Annotated in this window: 30 protein-coding genes; 25 read left to right on the forward strand and 5 right to left on the reverse strand. The window is 56.5% G+C overall.

Going from position 1 to position 26,243, the window contains the following annotated elements:
- Position 1 precedes the first annotated feature (1 nt).
- The 17 genes from OU800_RS22070 (at position 2) to OU800_RS22150 (ending at position 13,590) form a co-directional block, all read left to right on the forward strand.
- Positions 2-739 (forward strand): TIGR03747 family integrating conjugative element membrane protein, encoded by a 738-nt coding sequence (locus tag OU800_RS22070; RefSeq protein WP_268179486.1) that lies wholly within the window; start codon positions 2-4, stop codon positions 737-739.
- Positions 740-758: 19 nt separating this feature from the next.
- Positions 759-1,058: a DUF4177 domain-containing protein gene (locus OU800_RS22075; RefSeq protein WP_268179487.1), complete on the forward strand. Its 300-nt coding sequence runs from the start codon at positions 759-761 to the stop codon at positions 1,056-1,058.
- Positions 1,059-1,147: 89 nt separating this feature from the next.
- Positions 1,148-1,504: an integrative conjugative element protein, RAQPRD family gene (locus tag OU800_RS22080; RefSeq protein WP_268179488.1), complete on the forward strand. Its 357-nt coding sequence runs from the start codon at positions 1,148-1,150 to the stop codon at positions 1,502-1,504.
- Entirely contained in the window at positions 1,501-1,734 is a 234-nt protein-coding gene (locus tag OU800_RS22085; RefSeq protein WP_268179489.1) for a TIGR03758 family integrating conjugative element protein, read from the forward strand. Before OU800_RS22080 ends, OU800_RS22085 begins: the two co-directional genes overlap by 4 nt.
- An 11-nt stretch (positions 1,735-1,745) precedes the next feature.
- Entirely contained in the window at positions 1,746-2,090 is a 345-nt protein-coding gene (locus OU800_RS22090) for a TIGR03745 family integrating conjugative element membrane protein (protein WP_268179490.1), read from the forward strand.
- On the forward strand, positions 2,090-2,461 hold the full coding sequence (locus tag OU800_RS22095; RefSeq protein ID WP_268179491.1) for a TIGR03750 family conjugal transfer protein: 372 nt from the start codon (positions 2,090-2,092) through the stop codon (positions 2,459-2,461). Before OU800_RS22090 ends, OU800_RS22095 begins: the two co-directional genes overlap by 1 nt.
- Positions 2,462-2,465: 4 nt before the next feature.
- Positions 2,466-3,101: a PFL_4703 family integrating conjugative element protein gene (locus OU800_RS22100; RefSeq protein WP_268179492.1), complete on the forward strand. Its 636-nt coding sequence runs from the start codon at positions 2,466-2,468 to the stop codon at positions 3,099-3,101.
- Positions 3,098-3,937 (forward strand): TIGR03749 family integrating conjugative element protein, encoded by an 840-nt coding sequence (locus OU800_RS22105; protein ID WP_442964721.1) that lies wholly within the window; start codon positions 3,098-3,100, stop codon positions 3,935-3,937. Before OU800_RS22100 ends, OU800_RS22105 begins: the two co-directional genes overlap by 4 nt.
- Positions 3,930-5,366, forward strand: coding sequence for a TIGR03752 family integrating conjugative element protein (locus tag OU800_RS22110; protein ID WP_268179494.1), 1,437 nt, complete (start codon positions 3,930-3,932; stop codon positions 5,364-5,366). Before OU800_RS22105 ends, OU800_RS22110 begins: the two co-directional genes overlap by 8 nt.
- The gene (locus OU800_RS22115) at positions 5,329-5,739 is read left to right on the forward strand and encodes a TIGR03751 family conjugal transfer lipoprotein (RefSeq protein ID WP_268179495.1); all 411 of its coding nucleotides are present in this window, start codon (positions 5,329-5,331) and stop codon (positions 5,737-5,739) included. Before OU800_RS22110 ends, OU800_RS22115 begins: the two co-directional genes overlap by 38 nt.
- Positions 5,739-8,570, forward strand: coding sequence for a conjugative transfer ATPase (locus tag OU800_RS22120; protein WP_268179496.1), 2,832 nt, complete (start codon positions 5,739-5,741; stop codon positions 8,568-8,570). The genes OU800_RS22115 and OU800_RS22120 overlap by 1 nt, the downstream gene beginning before the upstream one ends.
- On the forward strand, positions 8,570-8,917 hold the full coding sequence (locus OU800_RS22125; protein ID WP_268179497.1) for a hypothetical protein: 348 nt from the start codon (positions 8,570-8,572) through the stop codon (positions 8,915-8,917). The genes OU800_RS22120 and OU800_RS22125 overlap by 1 nt, the downstream gene beginning before the upstream one ends.
- 60 nt (positions 8,918-8,977) lie before the next feature.
- Positions 8,978-9,403, forward strand: coding sequence for a TIGR03757 family integrating conjugative element protein (locus OU800_RS22130; RefSeq protein WP_268179498.1), 426 nt, complete (start codon positions 8,978-8,980; stop codon positions 9,401-9,403).
- Positions 9,403-10,350, forward strand: coding sequence for a TIGR03756 family integrating conjugative element protein (locus OU800_RS22135; protein ID WP_268179499.1), 948 nt, complete (start codon positions 9,403-9,405; stop codon positions 10,348-10,350). The genes OU800_RS22130 and OU800_RS22135 overlap by 1 nt, the downstream gene beginning before the upstream one ends.
- A gap of 11 nt (positions 10,351-10,361) precedes the next feature.
- Positions 10,362-11,741 carry an integrating conjugative element protein gene (locus tag OU800_RS22140; RefSeq protein WP_268179500.1) on the forward strand — a complete coding sequence of 460 codons (1,380 nt, stop codon included), beginning with the start codon at positions 10,362-10,364 and terminating at the stop codon, positions 11,739-11,741.
- On the forward strand, positions 11,741-12,103 hold the full coding sequence (locus tag OU800_RS22145; protein ID WP_268179501.1) for a hypothetical protein: 363 nt from the start codon (positions 11,741-11,743) through the stop codon (positions 12,101-12,103). Before OU800_RS22140 ends, OU800_RS22145 begins: the two co-directional genes overlap by 1 nt.
- On the forward strand, positions 12,100-13,590 hold the full coding sequence (locus tag OU800_RS22150) for a conjugal transfer protein TraG N-terminal domain-containing protein (RefSeq protein WP_268179502.1): 1,491 nt from the start codon (positions 12,100-12,102) through the stop codon (positions 13,588-13,590). Before OU800_RS22145 ends, OU800_RS22150 begins: the two co-directional genes overlap by 4 nt.
- A gap of 39 nt (positions 13,591-13,629) precedes the next feature.
- Here OU800_RS22150 and OU800_RS22155 read toward each other — a convergent pair whose 3' ends face one another.
- Together OU800_RS22155 and OU800_RS22160 are read right to left on the reverse strand one after the other, a co-directional pair.
- Positions 13,630-13,983, reverse strand: a complete 354-nt coding sequence (locus tag OU800_RS22155; protein WP_268179503.1) for a hypothetical protein — start codon at positions 13,981-13,983, stop codon at positions 13,630-13,632.
- Positions 13,984-14,117: 134 nt separating this feature from the next.
- Positions 14,118-15,455 (reverse strand): hypothetical protein, encoded by a 1,338-nt coding sequence (locus tag OU800_RS22160; protein WP_268179504.1) that lies wholly within the window; start codon positions 15,453-15,455, stop codon positions 14,118-14,120.
- Between the two features lie 390 nt (positions 15,456-15,845).
- On the opposite strand from OU800_RS22160, the gene OU800_RS22165 reads away from it, so the two are divergent.
- The 8 genes from OU800_RS22165 to OU800_RS22200 all read left to right on the forward strand — a co-directional run bounded on the left by OU800_RS22165 (position 15,846) and on the right by OU800_RS22200 (position 22,793).
- Positions 15,846-16,076: a hypothetical protein gene (locus OU800_RS22165; protein WP_268179505.1), complete on the forward strand. Its 231-nt coding sequence runs from the start codon at positions 15,846-15,848 to the stop codon at positions 16,074-16,076.
- Between the two features lie 105 nt (positions 16,077-16,181).
- Positions 16,182-16,535: a hypothetical protein gene (locus OU800_RS22170; RefSeq protein ID WP_268179506.1), complete on the forward strand. Its 354-nt coding sequence runs from the start codon at positions 16,182-16,184 to the stop codon at positions 16,533-16,535.
- A 58-nt stretch (positions 16,536-16,593) separates the two neighbouring features.
- Positions 16,594-16,782 (forward strand): hypothetical protein, encoded by a 189-nt coding sequence (locus OU800_RS22175; protein WP_268179507.1) that lies wholly within the window; start codon positions 16,594-16,596, stop codon positions 16,780-16,782.
- Positions 16,783-17,037: 255 nt separating this feature from the next.
- Entirely contained in the window at positions 17,038-17,529 is a 492-nt protein-coding gene (gene radC, locus OU800_RS22180) for a RadC family protein (RefSeq protein WP_268179508.1), read from the forward strand.
- A gap of 83 nt (positions 17,530-17,612) precedes the next feature.
- The gene (locus tag OU800_RS22185) at positions 17,613-18,263 is read left to right on the forward strand and encodes a DUF3275 family protein (RefSeq protein WP_268179509.1); all 651 of its coding nucleotides are present in this window, start codon (positions 17,613-17,615) and stop codon (positions 18,261-18,263) included.
- Positions 18,264-18,353: 90 nt separating this feature from the next.
- Positions 18,354-18,962, forward strand: coding sequence for a hypothetical protein (locus tag OU800_RS22190; protein ID WP_268179510.1), 609 nt, complete (start codon positions 18,354-18,356; stop codon positions 18,960-18,962).
- Between the two features lie 27 nt (positions 18,963-18,989).
- Positions 18,990-20,450, forward strand: a complete 1,461-nt coding sequence (locus OU800_RS22195; RefSeq protein ID WP_268179511.1) for a DUF6094 domain-containing protein — start codon at positions 18,990-18,992, stop codon at positions 20,448-20,450.
- A gap of 90 nt (positions 20,451-20,540) precedes the next feature.
- Complete coding sequence (locus OU800_RS22200; protein ID WP_268179512.1) at positions 20,541-22,793, forward strand: DEAD/DEAH box helicase; 2,253 nt, start codon at positions 20,541-20,543, stop codon at positions 22,791-22,793.
- 220 nt (positions 22,794-23,013) lie between these two features.
- Here the strand turns inward: OU800_RS22200 and OU800_RS22205 are convergent, their stop codons facing one another.
- Genes OU800_RS22205 through OU800_RS22215 form a run of 3 tightly spaced genes read right to left on the reverse strand, consistent with a single transcriptional unit; the run spans position 23,014 to position 26,183 of the window.
- Complete coding sequence (locus tag OU800_RS22205; RefSeq protein WP_268179513.1) at positions 23,014-24,432, reverse strand: HNH endonuclease; 1,419 nt, start codon at positions 24,430-24,432, stop codon at positions 23,014-23,016.
- A gap of 57 nt (positions 24,433-24,489) precedes the next feature.
- Positions 24,490-25,755: a Y-family DNA polymerase gene (locus OU800_RS22210; protein WP_268179514.1), complete on the reverse strand. Its 1,266-nt coding sequence runs from the start codon at positions 25,753-25,755 to the stop codon at positions 24,490-24,492.
- A complete protein-coding gene (locus OU800_RS22215) occupies positions 25,755-26,183 on the reverse strand; it encodes a LexA family protein (RefSeq protein WP_268179515.1) in 429 nt (142 codons plus the stop codon). The genes OU800_RS22210 and OU800_RS22215 overlap by 1 nt, the downstream gene beginning before the upstream one ends.
- Positions 26,184-26,243 lie beyond the last annotated feature (60 nt).

A 26,243-nucleotide genomic window follows, 5' to 3' on the forward strand; every position in this document is an offset into this window, starting at 1 on the left:
CATGGCAGATCAATCACGCGCGCCGGCACAGCCAAAGGAGCCCCCAAAGGGGATACTTGGACTCATCCACAAGGCGAAAGTAGCAGTCGGCGTGCTGCTGCTCTCCCTGTGCGTGAGCATCCTGATTGAATGGCTGGGTATTGCATTCGATCTGTGGGACGAAGAGGGCTACCTGCACGCGAAGGCCATGCTCACCATCGAGCTCGGCTGGATCTCTGACGATTTCACGCGATCTCTCTTGATGTCTGATCCAGGCCAAGCAGCGCAGCAACTGACCTTCACAGCCTACGAATGGCTGTTCGTGAAGACGGGCTTCCTCGACTGGATCGTGAGCGCTCGGCAACCGTTGCCGCAGGGCACATCCGTCCTCAAGGTCTACTCGAACCAACTTGCGGTGGCCATCGAGGACTACCTGCTGGCGACGCTATACGTCACGCTGACATTTATGGTTCGCCTGGTCATCCTCACATTGACCAGCCCGTTGTTTGTAATGGCAGCGATGGTCGGGCTGGTGGATGGACTGGTGCGACGTGACATTCGGCGGTTCGGCGCCGGCCGCGAGTCTTCGTTTGTCTATCACCACTCGAAGCGGCTGATCGTTCCACTCTTCCTCTCGGCCTGGCTGATCTACCTATCACTGCCCTTCTCCGTTCATCCGAACTGGGTGCTTCTACCGTGCGCGCTGTTGCTTGGCCTTGCTGTCTCGATCACGGCGGGCTCGTTCAAGAAATACCTCTAACCATTACCAGGAGGCTCACATGACCTATGAATACGCAACCTCGTACGTCGAACTGGACTACAAGCGCGAACGTTCGGGGGTCTGGATCTTCAAGACCGATTTGCCTTTGACTGAGCCAGATATTTCTTCAACGGGTGACTGGCAAAAACAGCTCAACAAGATGGGGGGAGCGGGCTGGGAACTGGTCAGCGCGCAGCCGCTGCTGAGGGGGGTGTACCAGATCCCCGAAAGTACACAGGCCGGCGGCAGCGCCATCAGCTACCCGATAACGGCAGGGTTTTGCCTGTTCTGGAAGCGTCCGAAAGAGGCTGCGAATTAATTCTCGGCTGGCAAAAAAGAGTTATCTGTTCATCTGTCGATGCATTTCCGTGAGGCTTTCACCCGTACATTCATGACGGGTCAGCCTCGATGCAACCAAGCCATACCTACGTGCGCCGTGTCAGTCAGTGCTTCGTACTGGCAGGCGTATTTCTACTCTCGGCGCAGACGTGGGCAAGCGGTAATCCTCAGGAAATCCGCGAAATATCCCTTGCGCTGAAACAGCTCGAAAACGTCAAAGCGATCATCAAGCGTGCGCAAGCCCAGGCGCGCGCGTCTCGTGACGTGCGCGGCAGCCGTTACGAGCTTGATTACGACCTGATCCAGTCTGACCTCACTCGCATCGAGGCTGGGTTACAAGGCTATCTCGCCCCATCAAGAGCTCAGCCTCGAGACATCCAGGAAATCACTGGCGACTACAGCCGTGATCGAGGAGCCCCGCAATGAACCAGGAGCAGAAGGCAGCTTTTGAACTGGGCGCAGGATATTCAGCGGATGACCTGTCGCTTGCGATCTCCGGTTTCGTCGCAGTTTTACTCTTCCTGTTCGTTGCGTGGGTGTTGCTGTCCGCCTATCGCGGCTGGGCTGACCGAAGCCTCGCCCTGAAAAAGTTCGGGGGCACCCTGCTGCGCCTGGCCGTCCTTCTTTTCGTTGTCCTTCTGATTATTTCTCGCTAGGAGTGTTTTCAATGCACAAAGTCCAAATCCTGTGGCTTCGCCTCATCGCCGGCATCACGGCTCTGCTCGCCTCGCCGGCATTTGCTGCACTCCCTAGACCAGATGCACCTAGCCGCGGAACAGAAGGCGGCTTCCTCAAGATGCTCCAGAACTATGGATACGACATTGCCGTAGTGTTCGGCCTGGGAATCGCGGTGGTCGGCTTCAGCATCGTTGCGATAAACGCTATTCAGAAATTCCATGAAGTGACTCAGAAGAAAGCAACCTGGACTGAGTTTTTCACCGTCGTCCTGGTCGGCGGTGGTCTGCTGATCATCGTGATCTGGTTGGTAAACAAGGCATCCGAGATCCTCTGATGGCTGTCGAATTCTTACCAGAGCGCTTGAACCGCCCGCCTGTGGTCTTTCGTGGCCTGACCTCGGCTGAGATGTTCATGTCGTTTTTTTCCGGCGCTGCCTTAGGGATTGGGCTGGGCATCGCGATCTTCATCCTGTCGGGTTACTGGGCGGTGATTCCCACAGCAACACTGTTGGCGGGTTTTCTTTGTGTCTTTTTCGCCGGCAAAGCGCTGGCGATCAAGAAGCGTGGCCGGGCAGTGATGTGGCTCTACCGATCTCTGCAGGCCCGCCTGACCCTCTCTTCGTATGCCTCTTTTTTCGAGGCCCTTGGTGTAGCTGACCGCAGGCTCGTCCTGCAGGAAAGCTCCTGGTCCCTGCGCAGGAAGTGATCTCATGAGTCGGTACAAACGTGCTCTGGATGAGCGAGATTCACATATCAAAACACTCCGCATTGGGTGCGGGATCCTCATCGGCTTTTGCCTGTTGCTCGCCTATGGGTGGTACTCCGCCCCGAAGAACCTGACCGTACACAATCCACCAGACCTTCGCTCTGGCAGCACCAGAGAGTGGTGGGTTGTTCCACCGAGCACTGTCTATTCGTTCGCCTATTACATCTTCCAGCAGCTCAACCGCTGGCAAACAGATGGCTCTATCGAATACGAGCAGAACATCTACAACCTGCAGGCGCTGCTGACTCCATCCTGCCGGGCATTTCTTGAAGCAGACGCGAGCAGGCGCAAGGCCGCGAATGAGCTGCTCAAGCGTGAGCGATCCGTGTACGAGATTCCCGGACGGGGATTCAAGAACAGCCGAGTCGATGTCGAGGGGAGAGACAGTTGGGTGGTCTATCTGGATCTGGTGACCGACGAACACTACATGGCTGAGCCCGTTAAGAGCACGCTCGTTCGCTACCCTATCCGTGTCGTGCGCAATGACGTCGATCCAGAACTGAACCCTTGGGGGTTGCAACTGGACTGCTATGCCGAAGTGCCTCAACTACTGAGTGTGGTGCGGGAGGGCGAGCAGTGAGAGCGAAACTACTCCTAACGCTAGCGGTTATTGGGCTCTGCACCAGCGCCTCCATCGCTCATGCGGTTGAAGTGTTCAAGTGGAATCGCGTACCTCTACCGATTCAGCTCTCTGTTGGCCATGAGCGTATCGTCTTCATTGATCGCAACGTGAGTGTTGGAGCACCTCGTTCCCTGACCGGCAAGCTGCGTATCCAGAGCGTTGCAGGTGCAGTGTATCTGCTTGCCAATGAGGCGTTTACGCCAAGTCGGCTACAGCTACGAGACGATGAATCTGGTGAGATCATCCTGCTCGACATCGCCACCACTGATAATGCCGGCCAGCTCGAACCGGCGAAGGTCGTCACGGGCGATAGAGTCTCGACTGGCGCCCAGGGCGATTCGACGGGGCAGGCAAGCAGGGAACCTGCAGTAGAAGCTGCACCTGCCAGAACACCTGCCCCGGTCGCGCTGACCCGCTATGCCGCGCAGATGATGTATGCCCCCCTCAGAACAGTGGAGGCCTTACCCCATGTGCAGCAAGTTCCGGTCAGGTTGACTGGGCATATCCAAACGCTTGCCCCCACTCTCGATATCGATGCTATGGCACTGGGGGCGTGGAGCCTGGGGTCATTCACGGTTACTGCTGTTCGACTCGTGAACCGCCGCCGTGAGCGCCTTCAACTGGATCCGCGAGACCTGCAGGGTGATCTTTACGCTGCGACCTTCCAGCACAACGACCTCGGCCCGGCCGGCACGCCGGCAGATACGACAACGGTCTATGTCGTGACGCGCGACAAGTCTTTAGAGCTGGCTTTGCCACCAACGCCGGGCGTGGGAGTTTCTGACCGTGAGTAATCCCATCCTGAAGCTCATCGTAGCCCTGGCGCTGGTCATAACCCTTGTGGTCTTCGTTCTATGGCCGAGCAGTGAGCTGCCAGAAACTGCCCCAGCAAAACAGGCCGCTCTTGATAAAACACTGACTGTCGAAGAGCTCGAGGCGCTTGGGCTTGTAGGTGATACACCGAAGGATACGGTGGCCACCCTCGTCGGTCAGGTGAAGGCTATGCGAGAGGATCTAGAGCACGTCGCACAGGAAAACAAGCGCCTCATCGATGAGAACGAACGACTGCGTGGAGAGCGCAGGAATATTGATCAGACCGTGGAGCGCGCAGTAGAAAATGTCAAACAGGAGAGCCAGAGCCAGGCCAACCAACTGACATCCGTTCTGGACAAACTGCAGGGCGAGCTTGATCAGCTCAAGCAACGCGGCAGTGGGTACGATGACATTCCTCTGGGGCTGGGACTGGAAGGTAACGGGCTGGGGGCTGAATCGATCAGTCCTGGCAAAGCCGACGAGCTCGTCTGGCATTCGCCGCTCGACACCATTGCAACCGACCGCTCCGGTAACAGGAAGGAACCGTCAGCATTCCCCAGCTCGTTCTCGAGCCTGAGCGGTTCTCTCGCTGATCTCGACGACAACCCCATCTCCGACTCACAGCGCAGCCTGAGGGCCAACCTGAAAGGAGAGCGGGACATTGGCGAGGCAACACCACGCTTCACCATCCCGGAGAACTCGACACTCATGGGATCGGTGGCCATGACGGCGATGATTGGACGTGTGCCGATTCAAGGCTCGGTGACCGACCCCTACCCTTTCAAGGTGCTGATCGGCGCCGACAATCTGATTTCCAACGGCATCGAACTCCCCGACGTAGAGTCTGCTGTCGTATCCGGTACTGCCACCGGCGACTGGACGCTGTCATGCGTGAGCGGTGCCATCAACAGCATCACTTTCACATTCCAGGATGGCCGTGTACGCACTGTACCGGCACCACAAGCTGTGGCGAGCGGACAATCCAACAGCAGTCAACGCAGCACGATCGGCTGGATCTCAGATCCTTATGGCGTGCCGTGCATCGCAGGCACTCGTAAGTCCAACGCCAGTCAGTTCATTGCCAGCCAGTTCCTGATGGGCGGACTGGCAGCCGCTGGCGAGGCGTACGCTAATCAAGAGACCACCACGACTGCGGACTCCTCAGGATCTTCCTCTGCAGTAACCGGAAACCTGGGCAATTACATCCTGGGTAAAGCCGGCGCCGGCGGCATGGAGGACGTGCGGAAGTGGGCGATGGAGCGCTATGGCCAGACCTTCGACGCCGTCTACGTCCCACCGGGCCAAGAGGTGGCGATTCATATCACGAGCCAAATCCCAATCGACTACGAACTCAACGGACGAAAGGTGAAGTATGAAAGCAGCCAGTCTGCCCTTCTGGATCTTGATTAGCCTGGCTCTGTCGGGCTGCTCAACCACCTCCGAGGAGATGTTGCCGCGCGGCGATAAAACCATGATGGATCTCTGGAACAGCAGCGGCCACGGCACTAAGCAACAATTCGCCGACGCGCGCGCCTCACTGCGCCGGCCTCTTACAGACCAACAGATGCAGCAGTATCCCGCCGAGCAAGAAGCCTATACGCGCTCGGCCCAGAACGAGATCTACAACCTGTTCCCAAGGTTACCGAACCCTGACCTGGTGATGTACGTGTACCCGCACCTGGTCGGCAACGAGCCGGCGCCAGTCCCTGGATATTCAACCGTTTTTCCCTTCTTCTCTAGGGTGCAATACGCCATGCCAGGTGAGCGCACGGAGGATTACTGATGCTGCAGAAACTGCTGTCGTTTGCTGGTTTTCCAACAGTCTCTCGTACACCGACGCCAGCGCGAAGGCTCTTTGCCGATCCCGGCCAGCCCACTCGCCCCTTGATGCAGTCTGACGTCGACGCGATGTACAAACCGCTGCCCAGCTTTGCCTCCCAACTGCCATGGGTCGAATACCTCAAGGACGAGCAGGCGATCCTGCTGAGCGATGGTATCTCTGTCGGCGCCGCATTCGATGTAGGGACGATCCCCACCGAGGGGCGCGGCGAAGCCTGGTTGGAGCAGGTTCGCGACGTCATAGAAGATGCCCTGCAGGACAGCTTCAACGAGAAAGAGGACAGCCCCTGGGTCGTGCAGTTTTACTGCCAGGACAGTGACGACTTTCGGGACTACCTGGAAGCGTTAAAGGCTCACATCAAACCGGAAATCCTGGATAGCGAGTTCACCCAAAGCTTTCTGGAGCAGACACGAAGGCACATGCAGGCGATCGCCAAAGAAGGTGGATTGTTCAAAGACGAAATGGTGACCCGCACGCCCTGGCGAGGAACCATCCGCAAGGCACGCATCGTGGTGTACCGCTGGATACCCAAAGGCGAGGGAGTTGATCTCTACGATATGTCCCCACTGGAGGCCCTGAATGATGCCTGTGCGCGACTGACTGCATCTCTGGCAGGTGCCGGAATACCAATAACACGCATGTCGAAGCGACAGTTTCATCGCTGGATGTTGCCCTGGTTCAACCCCGCCCCGGATGCTGGTGATCCACAGGCCTGGTATGACCTGGTCGACAAGAGCCACCTGGCGGCTGAAGAAGCACCGCCCCCGGGCTCACTCCCGATACCTGAAGATGATCTAGCTGAGTCCCTGCTTTTCACCTCGCCCAAGTCACTGCCAGAGATAGGCTGGGCGTTTGATGGCATCTACCACCAGATCGTGACGGTAGAGCGGCTGCGCAAGCAGCCTAGCCCCGGCCATTTCACGGGTGAGGTAAAGCGTGGCGATGCAATCAACGCGCTGTTCGACCTCATGCCAGATGGCTCCATCTTGGCCATCACCATGCTGGTCACTCCTCAGGACGTGCTCGAGGAGCACCTGGCCCAGCTCTCGAAGAAGTCGATCGGGGAGAACCTTGAGTCGGAGCTCACCGCTCGGGACTGCGCTGAAGCACGTCAGTATCTTGGGGAGCGCCACAAGCTCTACCGAGGCAGTATTTCGGTATACATCAAGGGGCATACGCGCGAGGAGTTACGCCGGCGCCGCCGACAGGTTGTCAACGCTCTGCAGCAGGCCAACCTGGAGCCCACCGCTGAAGCAGACGAAGTCGCTCCCTGCAGCAGCTACCTACGCTGGCTCCCCATGGCATTCAATCCCATGGACGACAAGTACAACTGGTATTCCAAGTTCATGTTCGTCCAGCACATTGCTGGATTTGTGCCCCTATATGGCCGTTCGAGAGGAACTGGCACCCCGGGGCTGACATTCTTCAATCGTGGCGGGGAACCGCTGTGCTTTGACCCAACCAGCAAGCATGACCGGCAAGCCAACGGCCACTTACTCCTTCTGGGGCCAACTGGCGCCGGTAAATCTGCCACGCTGGTCAAGCTGATGATGGAGCTGATGGCCATACTCCGGCCGCGCATGTTCGTGATCGAGGCCGGCAATAGCTTCGGGCTGCTAGCCGATGATATGGCCAGGAAAGGCCTCACAGTGAACAGGATCACCATCAAGCCGGGCGGACTTGATCACAACGGTCATCAGTTGAGCCTGAATCCATTCGCCGAAGCCTGGAAGCTGCTGGAACTGGCGAAGGTCGAGCTCGACGAACCAGAGTTGGATGATGCCGATGAACTCGCAGCGGATGATGACGACGCGCAGCGTGATCTCATGGGGGAGATGGAAATTGCTGCGCGCCTCATGATCACCGGCGGCGAGCCTAAAGAGATCGAGGCGATGACGCGCGCTGACCGGAGCATGATTCGCACGGCCATTTTCAATGCTGCAATGGCCACGCGTGAACTCGGTGTGCAGACACTGCCTTCGCACGTTCGCGACGCCCTCTTCGGGTTGTCACGCGATGAGGACAAGCCAGAACGCCGAAGAGATCGGGCAGCAGAAATGGCTGAGTCGATGAATCTGTTCTGCCAGGGGTTTGAAGGCGAGCTGTTCGACCGGCCATCGGCGCCTTGGCCGGACGCCGACTTCACACTGGTTGACCTGGCGACCTTTGCGCGCGAGGGCTACGACGGCCAGATGGCCATCACCTACATTTCCCTTCTGAACCGAGCCAACAACATTGCCGAACGGGAACAGCATGCTGGTCGCCCCCTGATCGCGCTGACCGACGAAGGACACATCACAACGACGAACCAGCTAGTGGCTCCCTATGCGGTCAAAATCACCAAGATGTGGCGCAAGCTTGGGGCCTGGTACTGGATTGCCACTCAGAACCTGGCGGACTTCCCGGACATCGCGGAGAAAATGCTCAACATGATCGAGTGGTGGCTGTGCCTGACTATGCCGCCTGCAGAAGTGGAACAGATCGCACGCTTCAAGCGCCTGACAGATGCGCAGAAGGAGTTGCTGCTCTCGGCCACCAAGGAGCCTCGCAAATACACCGAAGGGGTCGTGCTTTCAAAACGGGTCGAAGCGCTGTTTCGGGTCGTACCGCCGAGCATCTACCTGGCTCTGGGTATGACTGAGAATGAAGAGAAGGCAGAGCGTCGTGAGCTCATGCGTGAGCACGGTGTATCAGAGGTTGAGGCCGCCTATATGGTTGCCAACAAAATCGACCTTGTTAGAGGAATCAAACCTCATGACCAGGTAGAAGCCTGATGGCACTGCGCAGAACCCGTCTCATGGATACGACGCTTGGTGAACTGCGTCGGCTCAAAGAGATGGGGCCTGAGTCGAGCTACCGGGCAGCATTGAAGATTTCTGCCCCCACGATCCTCGAGGAGCTGATCGTCTTCCAGGACAGCCTAGAGGCGACCTCGAGCGAACGAATTTGCGAACTGGTTGCCGACTGGCTCTGGCTCCGGATCCTCGGTTGGTGTCAGAAGAACCAGGTATCGGAAGCGCAGCAAGATGAGCTGTTCAAGCTGTTTGAGTCGGTACGGCAAGGCCTACCACTCAATGACACGGGCCAAGGAAAAATTACCCCCAGACCAAAAACTAATTAAGTAGTTCTTTGCAGCGCGCGTTTGATCAGGATGGCTCCATTGAAACTGAGGAGCCGTCCCATGCATGCGAATCGAACTCACCTGATCCCTACGCTAATGCTGGGGTTGCTTTTCCCTCCCACAGTGGCCCAGGCCGCCCCAGACCAGGTCATTGTCTACACCACCAGTGATATTCACCTCAGCGGAGTCCCTGCCGACGCCAAGATCATTTCCCTGGATCGTGTGCAGGTGCTGGAGGAGCAGATCTCGCACGGACTATCTGCCAATCCACAGCAAGCGCAGGCGCAGATCAATCAGCTAATGGGAAGCTCGCGTTGGCTCAAATTCAAAGACGAGATCAAAGAGGCCAACAGAGGTTTACAGCAAGCCTGGGCCGTGAAGATCGACAAGCTCCCCGCCGTCACCGTCAATGACAGTCACGTCGTTTATGGCCAGCCCAACGTCGCTGTCGCCCTGGAGATGATCCGTAAAGCGAGGGGGCTGTGATGCGTATGACAGTCTCCTCGAAAGCACTGGGTGTCCTGTGCTTGAGTTTCTGCGGCAACACCTTCGCCCTCAATACCGCCACGATCACAGCTTCAACGCTGTCTCCTACATGCCTGGATTATCGGGTTGTGGGTATCTGTTATTGGCTCTTCTGCACTGTCGCGGGTTGCAAGGTCAGAACATCGGTCAAGGTGCGTCATTACATTCCCGAGACGGTGGTATCGAGCTACTCGCAAACGGGAAATAACCCTTGGGTAGAAGTCGCACCATTGAGCATGCCCAATCCGCTGGCAATGGACGGTGGAGAAGACCAGTCATCGTCTAAATACAGCAGCCTGCGCTTCAAGAACGCAGATGTGGTTGGGCACCCTGGTGGTTATGCCCTTTCACAATTCGCCTCACAGTCTGGATACGCCTGCGCCACCGGCGCCTCACCCTACATGCCCTATTTCCTGAGCACTCTGGACTCGCTCGCCTGGCGACATAGCGTCCCGGAGTTGATGTATCCAGAAGCACTGATACCGGGTATGCGCGAGATCGGCTCGACTGCAGACAACTGGGGGCATCTCTACCCACGCACTGGCTGGGTCAACCAGACCAACGATTACAAAGCGGCCGCAGTGGTCGCACAGCGCGCTGCAGATATCTTCACCCAGCGTTTTCAGCCCCATGTCTACCAACCTCTGACCCCCTCATCCCGTGCCGGTTATTGGCCCCCAGGGAAGATCAAAGAGGGCGACTCCAGCACTCATAAATGGCAAGCACTGTGGCCAAAGCTGGAGATGACGTGCGCAACCTTCCCCGATACTGGTCTGCTGGATCCGGTCATCAGTGATAGCGCTTTCAACCACTCAGAGGAAGGCAGCTATGCCTGGTCGCTTTGGAGGCCTTATTCATGCTGCCAGCGACGTGGGCAGATTTTCCTCGGCTCAGTGGATTTCCAATAGGAGTTCATGGGATGAAGACTAATTTCATCAATTACGCTGGCCTTTGGGTTGTACTTTCACTTCATTCGCTACCAGCAATGGCGCTCATGGACGCAGGGGTCAGCGTGAATGATACGGGTGTCGGTGCAACAGTATCTGATGACTTGTATTACAAGATCGGAGGTGCGGAAGTAGCGACTCGCTCATCCAGCCGCATGAATACCATTGGGTTTGGTATTGGTGCAGAGTGGGAAGGCTTCCAGATGTGTAGCAAACTGGATTTGGAGGCCACTGTTGCTAACCAGTTGAATGGTTTGTCCAATGGCTTCAAAAGCATGATGTCCGAAATCATGCAGGGAGCCACTGCAGCAATAGGCTCATTACCTGCACTCATCATTAAGCGCGCCAACCCAGATCTCTATGACCTATTAAATAACGGGGTTCTACAAGCCCGAGTTGATTTTGATAAGGGTCAGCTCAACTGCCAGCGCTTCACCGAGATCATGGAAGGGGCCATGTCTGGTACGGGCTGGGACAGAATGGCAGCGCTGAAAGCCTGGCAAGAAAAGATTGGAGAGATGCGTGGCGATGCAGTGGCCGTTCAAGAAGAAGTGGCCAAGGAGTCGGGCAACAAGGGTGTCCCGTGGGTCGGTGGCGAAACACGCGGTGGCCGTGGTCAGGCTCCCGTTTCCATCACCAAGGATACGGTGATCGCCGGCTACAACATTCTGAATGGACGTCATCAGGCCGACGATCTCTCACCCGTTCCATCCAGCTCGTGCACCGGCGAGCTATGCCGGCATTGGCCTACTCCCGAGGATGCCGCCGCGTTCATGACTCGAGTGGTCGGCGAGCAGCTCGTTCGTACCTGCGAAGGATGCGAGAAATCCAAGACCACCGCTGGCGTTGGGCTGATGCCTCTTATCGCGGAAGAGCAAGAGAAGATTCAGGTCGCTCTTGAGGACTTGGTCACCAAACGTGCGCCAATCAACGACGAGAACCTGGACAAGGCAAGTGGTGGGTCGATGCGTACTAATCGAACGCTCATCGAAGCGCTGCAGCGAGATCCAGACCAGAACGTACTGATTCAGCGTCTATCAGGCGAGATGGCCCTGGTTCGTGTTCTGGAGCTAGCGGTATCGGTCAGTCGGGCGATGCTCGCCGGCATGAAGGAGCCCAACATCGCGAATGTATCGGAAGCGATGGCGACCAACGATCGCAGCCTCTCCATGCTCGAGCGCGAGATCAACATGATCAAGCTGGAGCTCGACCTGCGCAACAGCATCGCCAACAACACTGCGGTGACCATCCTAGAGCGACGTGCTGGCCGACGCGAAGCAGGCAAGCCTATTGATCAATATGACCCAGTCATAAATCGTCCGGCCCAGACAGATGAGTCGAGGGGCCAGTAATGAAGAGCTGGTTCATTCGCTACCTTACCAAGACGAGCTTCACAGCCATCTTCCTCACTTGGAGCTTTGTGGCACTGGGACTGGCCATGGCCATGCAGTTTGCCGGCGCGACTTTTGCCGGGGCCGGTCGGTTCAGTGAATCCGTGCAGACGGCCATGCCCTGGTTGTTTCCGCTCAGGGCCCTGATCTACATGTGGGGTGCCCGCTACTGGTGGACTCGTTACCGAACGCTCATCGAGGCGGGCCCACTTCCTGACCTGCAGCGACGTGCCCGAAACCGCATTGCGGTAGCCTGCTTCTTCTACATTTTGTTGGTCGAGTACGCCGCCTGGTCGGGCGTCCTGGAGGCTCGCGCATCATGATGACGCACAGCTACTTGGAGTATTTCCTCACCCTGCTGGGCTGGATCCTCAACAACAGCCTGACAGACCTCCTGATCGGAACCGGCCTGGCCGTACTCCCCTTGGCATTTGTGATCGCCAGCAGCTTCCTCAAAGCGCGTGACCAAGGGGCTGACGAAGGCAACAAGGGTGTGCTGGCCATGACCTGGGTTGAAACTCGGGTCTACACCATGGTCTTCATCAGCATTTTTGGCTTCATTCCCTTCGTGCCCATCCAGCTCGGGGTGATCAAGATCGACAGCAGCCGATCCGATCAATGCGGTCGATCCGTCGTGCAACCTGCTAATACGGGGTGGGGTCAGAGTTTCAGCTCCCTGAATGGACAAAGCGCCAAGGTGCCAATGTGGTGGTTCCTCGTTCACACAATCTCCAAAGGTGTGACAACCGCTGCGGTTGCCAGCATCCCTTGTGGAACAGAGCTTCGTCAGGCGCAGATCGAGATCGACGAAATGCGCCTGACTGATCCTTACCTGCGCCAAGAGGTCGGTGATTTCGTAAGGGACTGCTATGCGAACGCCCGAGTGGCGCTATTCGATGAGCGCCCAGCCCTGACCGAGGAACAGAAGATCGATGTCGGCTGGATTGGTAGCAAGTTCTTCATGAGCACCGCTGGCTACTACGACCAGGAGTACTCGCGCACTCCTCGAGCTAACTGGCCGTATGACTCAACGCGTGATGCTGGCCTGCCCCAGAACGCCGGCGGAGGCTTTCCCAAATGCAAGCAGTGGTGGGCTGACTCAGGCATCGGTCTTCGAGATCGGTTGATTGAGCAGATACCGCCTACGACCTGGGAGCGGGTGCGCAACGCCATTACCTTCACATCCCAGGCCGAGTCCGAGAATGCACTGATTCGCACACTGGTAAGCCCCAAGCGGCAGCGCCTGACAGAAGGCGGCATTTACCCCAGCTACAGCTCTCTCGATCCGTCTGCCCTCGGCTACGTTGGCGGAGCTGCTGCTGCCGTAGGCACCGGACTGGGCAGTGTCGCGTTCTTCCCGATGATGCATGCAGTGAGGGAGACAATCCCATCGGTGCTCGCCTACACCATCATGATGGCCATCATTGCCCTACCCCTGGTGCTCGTCATTAGTGCATTTGACATCAAGGCATTCGTTACTTGCACCATCCTGATGTTCGCTCTGTACTTCCTGCACTTCTGGTTTGAACTTGCACGCTGGCTGGACAGCCGATTGCTTCAGGCGCTTTATGCTAGCGGCGGGCCGAATTTTGGAGAGGGAATACTCGACTTCTCCGCCGACCCTGCCGGAGACATGTACATGGACTTCGCTACAGCTTTGATGTTTCTAGTTGTCCCGGCGATATGGCTGGGACTGTTAGGATGGGCAGGCGTCAAAGGAGGTAACTTTGCCGGAAACGCAATAGACTCTGCCGGAAAGGGTGTAGGCAATGCTCAAAAGAGCGGACAGGACAAAATAGACCCTGTATGAGACAAGCGGCCATACCCAGAGGGCCACTCTAGTTCGATTTCAAGATTTCCAGAAGTCCCAAGGATTCCAGGCGGTATTAAAGCCATCATCAAAAAAAGATTGATCTTGCTGCCTGCCTCTTGACCCAAAAGTGACAAGGACAAAAAGACCAATGATTGCTGCGGCGATCCAGAATGCAGCTAGCAATAAGGCAGCTACTCCTGCCACGCCCATCATTACTTTCAACACTAGCAAACAAGCTCTCAACATCTTGCCACGCTCACCAGCCCTTTGAATCAGGTTGTTCTCCATCCGGAACCAGGCTACACGAAAGCGCTTGACCGCATTCCCCAGCTCGAAGCCGAAGCGATGGGCGAGAGATGGCTTATGGGCGCGGTACTGAGAGCTTGCCATGATCGATTCCTCTGGGCAGCCACGTTTCGATTGCATAGTGCCACAATTAGGGCATGCCGGCGACCCAGTCAAGCTTTTTCGACGCGACGACATAGAGGCTGATGCAGTGCTATTGCAATGGCATCTGCTACAACTTAGATATCCCCACGCAAAGCAACCATGATCTTTTTAGCTACATCTGCTGCTGATACTGGCCACTCACCACGACCGTGCGAGCTCTCCAAAGCCAATCTCGGTCTCAGCAGTTTCTCTCGCAACTGATCAAGCCCGTAAGTAAACAGCACATCCGGCACGCCCAAGAATGCACTCAGATACTGAGCAACAGTTCCCTCTCTCAGAACCCCATTGCGATTGTATTTCCGGCCAGAGTCATGCCCGGTTTCGGCCATACGCCTCCGTTTAGCTAGATTGTCGATTATCCCCGGAATAAGGTTACCAGCATGATCAGGTGAGTTCACCCTCCCTTCAACCAGAGCATCTTTTGCACTAGCACATGCTCGCCAAATCATCGCGTAAATAGCCGACAACGGGAACTCCCTGACGAGTACCGCTAACGAAACATTTAAGCGATTGTGCGCCCTAAACGTGACCAGCCCCTCTCGCAAGTGATATTCAAGGAAGGCTATAGCCTCATCAAGTACCAAAGATTGTGCCAAATCATAAACATCGTCTTCCCAGTATGGTCTGAACTCATTTGTCAGCTTGCGCTGTAGAAGTACCGACAAAGTTGAACGTGTAATTCTCTGCCCCTGCTCATCAAGAACGTTAAGTTCCCAAGTAAAACGTTCAAACCTACCAGCACGAGCATGACTCTCAGCCTCGCTAGGGATGTCCTGCTCACATGCCTTAATTAGGCCGCTTTCACATAATTCTGCAAGGAAGTCGCGCGTGAGTTTTAGCGACGTTGCCATCAGGGGCGCACCTTTGTCACCTGTACGAACCACATCGCCATTGAGGTTCTCCTCGCAACTCATAAGTCCCAAGAGGAGGAACACCTTACGAATGGACAGCAATGCAAGCCCGACTCCCTCGGGTTTAGTATTTAAAATACGGGCTGCCTTGAGATCCCTATCCAGTTGGGCACGTGCCTGTTTCTCTCGAAAAATCTTCCGCGCCGCCATGCAATTAACACATGCACACTGCCTTCGGATGCCATAGGCAACTTCTACTTTATGGCCACAAAGCAAGCACTTCAGCGGCTTTTCTTCTCGGCTACTCTTGGCCCTGCGCTTCTGCTCCATCGCCGAATGGCAGTATGGGCACGGTTTGTCTGTACGAAATACAGCAGGCAAGAGTACATTCAGCCGGTGATCCGTCGACAAAATCCCATATTCATTCGCCAGATCAACCAGCTTTTCTCCATGTAAATAGCGAGAGTAAATTTGCTCAATCTGAGCCTCAGTCAGATGACATAAGGCATCTTCGTCCCGAGGAAGGTTGCAATACAATCGAATTTCATCTTGCTTCGCCACACATAACCCCAGCACTGTCGCCCCAAACCAATTGTGTACAAGCATAAAGCTCGTTGCTCTACCGCAACAGATGGTTTTCGGCCCTCGACGCATGGCCGACCAACCCTATGCAGACGATCTGGCTCAGGTATTGACAGCGCATACGCTTCTTGCTGATTCTATTGGTGAGGTCTGCTGTCGTTGACAGCACCCGCCCAGGCAGCATGGATCTTCAAGCTGCGTCCGCTTTTGCGGTGATCCACCTCCCCAGTCCGTTTCGCATCCGGCAGCACGGACAATCGCCCCTGGCGATGGATGCTTCTCTTACCCTCTGTTCTTCCCTGCGGGATTCACTACCCGCATGGGTCTGTGCATCTCCGTATCCCTCACTTGCATATCGGAGATTTCACCATGGCTGGCACCAGCACACGCCCATACCTCTATATCGCCCTGTTGGTCTTGATGGTTCTCATCATATCCATCGGTGGCATTTTTAAGCTTTTCAACGAGCCCCATGCTGAGCGTGAAACTTATTCTCAGTATGTGGAACGTTGCCTGAACCCAGATCGCGACGGTCTGCGGGAGTTGAACTGCATTACAGCTCCCAGCCAGTTCCGGCATCGCTCCATTCCTGAGGGCTAACGCCCAGACAATTCGCCCTACTTCACTTTCGGTATTCAACCCATGCGGGGACTCTATCTCCCGCACGGGCGACCTGTGTCTCTGCATTTCATTCGGAGATACACCATGTCGCGTACCCATAAGTTCGGCCCGCTGTCCGTTACCCCAGCAGAGGCACGGATCCTGTCCTTGCCGGTGGTATTCACTCCCGAGGCATGGCATGAGGCAGTTCACATCGAAGCATGCCAGCCAAGCATTGACCTCGATGAGCGCCTCAGCACCACGCTGATGGCCGCTTACCTGGCCGTATTGGCATCGCCCTCTGTTGCAGTAGTCGACTTCGGCCTGCACCGCCTGCCGCCCGATGGCGACAAGCGCAAGCCTCTCTGGCTCGACCTCCAGGTCAGCCACGGCGAGCTGTCGCAATCCACTCAGTTGCTGATCTCGCTGAAGCAGGATCACGGCCAACTGGCAGCCTAACCCCCTGAAGCCATCTGGACTCATCTCCAGGTGGCTCTTACTCTGAAGGACGTTCTGTATGGAGCGATTCGTTTCGTTTTTCGTGCCGATACTGCAGAACATCAGTATCGGCACGCTGCTCAGCGGTCTGTTCTACCTGCTGCTGAGTAACCACAACGACCCTGCTGCGCTGTACCATGCAGTAGTAAGTTTACCCGTTGCGGTAATTTTCCTCGGCGTCGCAGCTTGGCTGCACTGGAGGCACTAGATGAACAACATCCTGATCTACGCTGGCGGTGTTCTGCTGGTTCTGGCTGTCACCGTGTTGTGGGCCATGTGGTTGGATAAGCGCTCAAAGCAACACAACCACTCACACCATTAACCCTCTCGGGGCTGCGACTGCAGCTCCATTCTCTGTAGCAACCGGCCCTGGCTTCGACCAGGGCTTTTCATATCCGACCAATCCGTCTTGGGAAGCGCATTCCCAAGGGGAAGTGCGTACCCCCTGCCTGGAGGTATCGCCATGCAACAACTCCGCTTGATTGAATCCTGTGATCGAGCAGCATCCAAGCTAGCTGATGAGGATCTCACCATAGGCCAGGCGATCCAGATTCTGGAGCGTCGGCTTTTTAGCCGCGGCCCTGAGCTGACATCCCCAGAAGCGGTGAGAAACTACTTGAGGATCAAGCTTGCGCCCATGGAAAACGAGGTTTTCGGCGCTGTCTTTCTCGACACCAAACACCGAACGTTAGCGTTCGAGATTCTGTTCCAAGGCGGCATTGAGAGCGCAAACGTGTACCCACGCGAAGTCGTCAAACGAGCGCTGGCCCACAACGCCGCAGCAATGATCCTCACACACAACCATCCCTCTGGATGCTCTACCCCAAGCGAGGCTGATCGCGTGCTCACTCAGCGCTTGAAAGAAGCGTTGGCCCTGGTCCAGGTGCGCGTCCTCGATCACCTGATCGTCGGCCAAGGCGCTCCGCTATCGATGGCGGAACTTGGCTGGGTTTAACCCTCACACCTACGTCTCAATCCACCCAAATCGGGGCATTGCCCCAGCTCGGGCGTGCCTCCTAACTTCCCTCTGGAGGACTCATGATCCGCGTCGATGGCCAACTGGTCATTAAATCCATCTCCGGCCGCTATGGCTCATTCAACGTCGCGCGCTTGCTCACCAGCATCGGTGAGTTCGCTGTCAAAGACTCGATGCTCGAGCAGTACACCGAGGGGAAGTACGAAGGCAGCTTCGTGATTGCTCATATCGGGCCGTCGAGCTACTCAACCAGCAGCGGCAGAACAGTCATCGAGGTGCGGGCCAAGCTGGACAGCATGACCCTCAACGAGATGGACACGCTGTCGGTGGCCGACTCGGAGCGCCTTGAACCCAAAGAACCGGATCCTCTTGATGAGGAACGGGGTAGCCCTCCAGCAAGCTCGGTGACGAGCTCCTCTAAATCTCTAGCAGATGCCCCAGCTAGTGCATCCCCTACTTCGCATCCAGCCGCTGATGAGATGCCTTTTGGCATGTCAGCATCCGAGCTGGCCAGCACACCTCAACCTGGGCAAAGCGAGCGCTCTGCAGACGATGCAGACGCAGACCTGTTCGGCACCATCTGGCCCTTGGCCGAGATAGTAAAGCTGGATACCACCGTCGATCGTCAGCGCTTGCGTGAGCAATCCCGGCGCCTCGACCAGCTCGGCTACACCCTGGACTACAAAGCCCAGCTCTGGCGCCGGCACAACTGATACCGGCCTGAACGATTACCTACTCATTACTCAACCCAGAGGGGCCGCCCGCCCCTTGTGGGCAGACGCCCCTCCCTTGCGGAGGTCGCCATGCCTAAGTCGAACAAACTCTTCCGTATAGACGAATGCCCTGACCTGTATGTAGATGCCTGCGCGTTCGACGAGCAGAGCAATCTGGTCTTTCTATCGACCTGGGGTCGCGACACGGCCCTGCAGGAATTCATGGCCAGGCTGACCCTCGGCAGCGCCGAGAACGGCCTGAACCAGTTTCACATCATCGCCGGCGGCCGCAGCCTGCCGGTCTTCCCGAACACCGATCTCCTGGAGAAACGCACCACGCGCCAATTCAGGGGAACGCTTTTCGGGAGCCTGCTGCATTGCTGGTTATTCGACCGGCGCTGCTCGCAGCCCGACCTGGCCAATCACTTCGCCTATGCGCTCCTGCAGCGTGAACGCACAGATCCCATTCAGAGGCTTTGGCCACTGGTCATGGAAACCTGCCCTCTTCCACTCCTGCAGCACTGGCGTGAGCCGGTGATGGAGCTCCTCACCCAACACGAAATGCTCGCCCCGCTTCCTGGGGCAATTGGCGACGTCAGTGCCTGGCGCCTCGCCCTGCAGCTCGACGTGCTTGAACCAATCCTCGGCGACCTCATCCGCCGTGGCCTTTTGACCACTGAGGCTCGGGCGATTGCCTGAGCATCCTTCCCCAAACAAGGAGGCCACATGGCCCTGATGTTCCCGCGCCTGGCGCGCAACTTCGCCCGAAACGGGTACTACCCCACCGACGAAACCACCCTGGAGCGCATTCTGCAGGCGCTCTCCCCCACCACCGGCCGCATGAGGATCTGCGATCCATGTGCCGGTGAAGGGGTGGCGCTGGCCGAAACTGCGCACGCCCTCGGGCGCGAGCAGGTCGAGGCCTGTGCAGTGGAGTACGACAGTGAGCGAGCGGCACACGCACGTATGCTGCTCGACAAGGTGCTGCACAGCGACCTTTTCGACACCATGATCAGTCGCCAATCATTCGGGCTGCTCTGGCTCAACCCACCCTATGGCGACCTGGTGGCCGACCACTCGGGCGCCTCACAGTACCAAGGCAGCGGTCGCAGGCGGCTGGAAAAGGCTTTTTACCAGCGCTGCCTGCCGCTCCTGCAGTACGGGGGAGCCTTGGTCTTCATCGTGCCCCACTACGTCCTGGACGACGAACTCTGTGGCTGGCTGTGCAACCACTTCACCGAACTGCGTATCTACGCCGCCGCTGACTCAACCTTCAAGCAAGTCGTGATATTCGGCATCCGTGTACGGCGCCAGGATCTGGCTAGGCCCAGAGACGTTGCCCAGGTGCGTGATCGCCTGCAGGCGATCGGCGCCGGCCAAGAGCAGGCCGAGGAGTTGCCCGAATGCTGGCCGTGGGAATCCTATTCGGTTCTCTCGACCAGCAGCGAGTTGACTCACTTCTACCAACTCACCCTGGAGCCAGAGCAGTTCGCCAACGAGATCCACCGACTGGGTGGCCTCTGGCCTGACTTCAACCTGCACTTCGGACAAGCAGGTGTTCAGCCACGACCGCCCGTGAGGGAGTTGTCTAGTTGGCACCTGGCCCTGGCGCTCGCCGCCGGCGCAATATCCGGCGTCGTCACCTCGAGCACAGGTCGTGTCCTGGTTCTGAAAGGGGACACCTACAAGGACAAGGTTCACAAGACCGAATTCACCGAGGATGAAAAGGGGAATGTCAGCGAGGTGCGAATCCTAACTGACCGATTCATTCCGATAATCCGCGCTTGGGAAATGACCCCTGGTTCCCCCAACCACGGCAGGGTGCTGACCATCAGCTCCTCACCATCAATCAACGACGAGCCCGCACCGCCAGCGCAGGCATCCGAACCGCCTCAGGAGAGACCACAACCTCTGTTGTTCCCCCCTGGGCAGATCGTGATGACGGCAGCCGTCCACCATCTAGTCGAAACGGGCCAGCTCAACCCAACCTCTTTCCTCCAACGTCACCTGAACGGCGACTGGGGCAATCTGGACGCGGACGACTGGAACCTGAACCGACAGGCACTGACCCACGGCGATAGGTTGTTCTCCAGCTACGACGTCGACGCCGGCGACGAATCCAGGCTCTGGATCATCACCGAGTCCGATCGAAGCCAGACAACCCTTCTGCTGCCCAGCGACTACTGACCCAGCAATATCCCTTCCACACCACCCTGCAGGGTATGCCGATACCCTACGGGATTCGTGCGTGCCCTGCTTTTCCCTTGGAGAAGCTTCATGAACACCCTGACCCAGTCCTCGATGGCCACCTCTGCACCGCTGACCATCAACCTCACTGACTTCATCGACGAGTTCGGCGACGAGCTGCTGAACTCGCTCAACCGCTCCAACCCTCCGGTCTACACCGGCATCGCCAATGGCGCACGCCAGATGGTGATGGACAAGCTGAAACGCCGCCAGCCATTCCCAGCTCAAGCCGACGTCGTGCAAGCCATCGCGGCGTTGCTCCTCGATCGCAACGAGCAGGCTGGCATCATCAACGCCGAAATGGGCACAGGTAAAACCATGATGGCCATAGCCGTTGCAGCCGTGATGCACGCTGCAGGCTACCGTCGCTCCTTGGTCATTTCACCGCCTCACCTGGTCTACAAGTGGCGCCGCGAAATCCTCGAAACCATTCCAGATGCACGCGTGTGGGTACTCAACGGCCCAGACACCCTGATCAAGCTGCTGAAACTGCGTGAGCAGTTGGCCCAGCCCTACGATGGCCGCCAGGAGTTCTTCATCCTCGGGCGCGTGCGGATGAGGATGGGATTTCACTGGAAGCTAGCGTGCTGGAAGAAGCGCGCTGCCGGCGGACAGCGACTGGCAGCCTGTCCAGACTGTGGCAAGGTACTCGAGGATCTAGACGGCAACCTAGTCACCGTGGATGAGTTCTACCGAGGTGATCGCCGGCAGAGCTGCTCCCGTTGTCATGGCGCTCTCTGGACGTTGATGAGGCCGGGCAAAACCGATAGTGGGGATCGACGCACGACGATCCTAAAGTCGATGTGCCGCATCCCCACCATCGGCCCAGTCCGCGCCGAACGACTGCTACAGGACTTCGGTGAAGACTTCATCGCCTCAATGCTGGTCGACAACGTCTCCGAGTTCGTGAACCTCATGGACGCCAAGGGCAACTTCGTCTTCAGCGACCGCCAGGCCCGCCGTATGGAACGCGCCATGGCCAACATCGAGTTTGGTTTTGGTCAGGGCGGCTACCAGCCCACGGAGTTCATCAAGCGCTACCTGCCTGATGGATTCTTCGACCTGCTGATCGTTGACGAGGGGCACGAGTACAAGAACAGTGGTTCGGCTCAAGGCCAAGCCATGGGGGTGTTGGCGGCGAAAGCGCGGAAAACCGTGCTGCTGACTGGCACGTTGATGGGCGGCTACGCCGATGACCTGTTCTACCTCCTGTTCCGCATCCTGACCCGGCGAATGATCGAAGACGGATATCGACCAAATGCCCGTGGCAGCATGGCTCCTGCAGCGATGTCGTTCATGCGCGACCACGGTGTTCTGAAGGACATCTACACCGAGCGTGATGGCGACTCTCACAAGACCGCCAAGGGCAAGAAACTCTCGGTACGAACAGTGAAGGCCCCTGGCTTCGGCCCGAAAGGCATCCACCGCTTCGTACTGCCCTTCACCGTCTTCCTGAAGCTCAAGGACATAGGGGGCAATGTGCTGCCGACCTACACAGAAGAGTTCGTCGATGTCCCCATGGCACCGGAACAGCTCTCGACCTACCAGAAGCTGGCGGGCACGCTCACAGCAGAGCTCCGACAGGCCCTGGCTCGAAGAGACACCACGCTCCTGGGCGTTGTGCTCAATGTGTTGCTGGCCTGGCCGGACTGCTGCTTCCGCCCGGAGACGGTAAAGCACCCCCGTACCCGTGGATTACTGGCCTTCGTGCCGACAATCTTCGGGGAAGAGGAGCTGATGCCCAAGGAGCAAGCGCTGATCGACCTCTGCCTGCAGGAGAAGGCGAATGGCCGCAAGGTCTTGGCCTACACCGTCTACAGCGGGACACGCGACACCACCGCAAGGCTGAAACGAGTCCTCGAGCAGGCTGGGTTGAAAGTGGCGGTACTGAGAGCATCGGTGGACACGGCCAGGCGCGAGGATTGGATCCTCGACCAGGTCGACCGAGGCATCGACGTGCTGATCACAAATCCGGAGCTGGTGAAGACCGGGCTGGATCTCCTGGACTTCCCGACCATCGCGTTCCTGCAGACAGGGTACAACGTGTACACCCTGCAGCAGGCGGCGCGGCGGTCATGGCGGATTGGACAGAAACTTCCAGTGAGGGTGGTTTTCTTCGGCTATGCCGACAGTTCGCAGATTACCTGCCTGCAGCTTATGGCCAAGAAGATAGCAGTGGCACAGAGCACGTCGGGAGACGTACCTGAGTCTGGCCTCGATTCGCTGAACCAGGATGGTGATTCGGTCGAGATGGCCCTAGCGAGACAACTCATCGCAGCATGATTTCAAGGCCACCTTCGGGTGGCCTTTTTTATGACAATCTGCGCATCGTGCTTTTCAACTAGCCGGTAACGCCGGCAGGGACTGCAATGAGCCTTGACTACTTCGCCTGAGTGTACCGACATTCTCTGGCAATGCCCTTGCTGTACGCCAGTATGAACCGCCCATCTGAATCCTAGCCAGAAGAAATATCACCACATGGTTTAAGGCTACTTCCTGCGGCCTACTCAACGCCCCTTAAAACCACACTCAAAATGCGAGCCAAAATTTCCTTCTTTAACAAATTTAAACCATCAACACCTTGAATCAACTCAATGACATTCTCAGCTGAAATCTCACCCCGACCAGACCTCGTATAAATTTCACACGCCAACACCTGACATGAAGCCTGGAGCATTGCCGTTGTTTCATAACTCAGACCATTACTCGACTCTGGACAGTCCGACACAAAACAACGCAGGTAATTTACAATCGGATCATACTGAGCCCCCAAACTAGCAAAGTAGCTTTCAGCATCCTTGACTAACCTCCTGAACTGCTGCAATACATAACCGCTATAGCGATCAACAATCTCCAAACACAAATTGAAACGCTCTTCATAAGCGACACTTTTCAAAACCTCCAAATCCTCTCGCAGTGCATTCAACAACTGCTCTGATCTAACATCTGAAACACGGCGTAGGAAATCCCCCATAGCGGCCTCTGCCTTCCCGCCCCGAATTAACATATCGAGACTCATGAGCCTCTCCCCTACTCGCCCATCCAACTCAAAACCTTTCTGTTCTCGACAGCTAGCCGCTGCAGTTTGTGCTTCCGGATCAATGTACACAACAACAGACCTAACTTCCGTCAATGGTTCCACATATCCAAGCCGGACGCTAAAATTTAGACATGAAAAGAATGATATATAAGCACTTGCCTGATTGCTCCCTGATTGAATTCCAACTATCACGGTATGACCGAACCTATATGGATTTGCTCGAACGATATCAACCGGCCCGCCACCTTCCCACCAAACAAACTCCCCAGCCCATACATCTTCATCACTTACTGGCCTTACAAGAAGCCTTTTGAATTCCGCCAAAGATTCTTGCCGAGCCTCGCGCGGAAAATATTGCGCAAAGAAACTTAACGCCAAATACGCCACAGCATGCAATACCTCATGACCGCCAAACTTCAACGTTATTTTATATGGTTGCACCTTATAAACCCTTCTCGACTCCTGCTTTTGCACTATTTTTATTTTCACCCCATGCCTTTCAATTTGGCGACCCCATTCCTCAGCCTCACTGAGAGATAAAAACTCCCTGTCAACAGGCACACCGATGGGAGGAACACTCGAAGGATCTGAAGGATCCGGAGGAGCAATAAAAACATTGTCACCTAATAACCGATACCTAGCCCCATCGGAATCAAAGTAAAACGGCTTTGCACTATCTTGCCTATCCGGACGTATTTCCAAACATGCATTCATCATCAAAAGGTCTTCTTGAAGATACGCAACCAGCGGCCCAAAATGCTGATTATGCTCACCACAATAGATGCCATTACTTGTCCGACGCCCACCTAGGGCTGCGGGAAAAACATGCTCACCAGAGCCAGCAGCCTTACCGCAAATAATACAATCACGGGGTCTTTTCATATCAAATCATCCTTGGCAAATAAATATCACTCTTACATTCAACACTAGAGTCAAGCTTTAACCCCTGACGCAAATGAGCTCCTCCCAATCAGTCGTCGCACGCTGACTCAGCATATCCCGACGCATCCCCCAGCCCGGGAGTGCCGGCACTCGCCCAAGCCTCAAAGTCCCACGACCGCTCTTCTGGTTGATCTCATCCATGACCTGCATGAGGCGATCAGCTCCTGGCTTAGGAGCTGGAGCAAACAGATCAACCGTTACCTCTCCGCGCTGGCTCAAATTCATTAGAAGTACAGCGCATTTCGCATAGGCATAGCCTGGCCGGTAAATCTGATCAAGCGCTTCCAGTGCAGCCTTCAAAAGATCACGGGTATCGTCTGTCGGCGTCGGTAGCGCGACGCTAATCGAGTTTGAGTAGCGAGGCATATCGGGGTTGTGAATCTGCGTCTGTAGGCTTACCTGAAGCCCTCCAGCTAAGGAAGCCTGACTACGCAGTTTTTCTGCAGCCCTGCTTACATAGGAAGCCAAGGCCTCGCAGATGGGCTGGATTTCATGGAGCTTCCTACCAAACATTTTGCTGGAGCAGATGGCCTGCTTCGGAGGTGGCCCATCATGCATACTGAGGCAGCTCACTCCGTTGAGTTCTCGGGCTGTACGCTCCATAGTTACGCCGAAATGCTTGCGCAGGGTCGGCACGTCAAACTGGGACAAATCCCAAGCAGTCTGGATGTTGAGCGAGGCAAGCTTGGCAGCAGATCGCCGGCCTACCCCCCAGACCTCGCTCACAGGTGCAATTCGTAGAAGTTTCTGCTGTCTTGCAGGCTCTGAAAGGTCGACAACTCCTCCCGTAGCTGGCCATTTCTTTGCCGCCCAATTCGCGAGTTTTGCGAGAGTTTTGGTCGTGCTGATACCGACTCCGACAGGCATTCCAATCTCCTGAAGCAACCTGGCTCTAGCCTGCCGGCCGAGTGATTCTGGATCAGCAACGCCGGTGAGATCCGCCCAGCATTCATCGATCGAGTAAACCTCAATCGCCGGCATCATGCTTGCGATCACCCGCATGACTCGATTGCTGATATCCGCGTACAGGGTGTAGTTGCTTGAGCGCACAGCGACGCCTGCCTGAGCCAACTGCCCACGAACCTGGAAGTACGGCGCCCCCATTGCGATACCAAGCGCCTTTGCCTCCGATGTTCTGGCGATGACACACCCATCGTTGTTGCTGAGCACCACCACGGGCCGGCGCTTCAGAGACGGCTCACAAATTCGTTCGCAACTGCAGTAGAAAGAGTTGCAGTCGATCAGTGCATAAAGCTGACGCATCAGAATGGCCTCGCACTCCAATAGCCACCGATCACCATACCGAAGATCTCAACGTCGCCCAGGGCCTGCTCTCTCGCTCTCTGCGTTTCAACTGGCGGCTTGAGCAGCAAAGCACCGTCGCGACGAATGACCATCCTGACGAGGTAGACCCCCTCGATGTCAACGACCAGGTAACAGTTGGCGACAGCATTGGCCGCACGATCCACGATCAGGATGTCCCCTTGATACATCCCAAATGGCTCCAGAGAGCCATCATCGACGCGAACAGGCCAAATATGCGGCGCACCTAGGCCTATCAACGCATCCAGAGACAACGGCCTCTCGGCCTCGTCCACAGCAGGACTTTGAAAGCCCGTAATGCGTAACTGATGGGCGTCATCGAGCAGGTATTGGCGCCTGGCCTGTCGACCTAGGATGGTGAGAGACATCTGATGCTACTCGGCTATACTGTACATACGTACAGTAAAACCTAAGCGCAAAATCCCGGT

Origin of the sequence: Pseudomonas sp. GOM7 (assembly GCF_026723825.1) — a bacterium.
In the GTDB taxonomy this organism is placed as follows: domain Bacteria; phylum Pseudomonadota; class Gammaproteobacteria; order Pseudomonadales; family Pseudomonadaceae; genus Aquipseudomonas.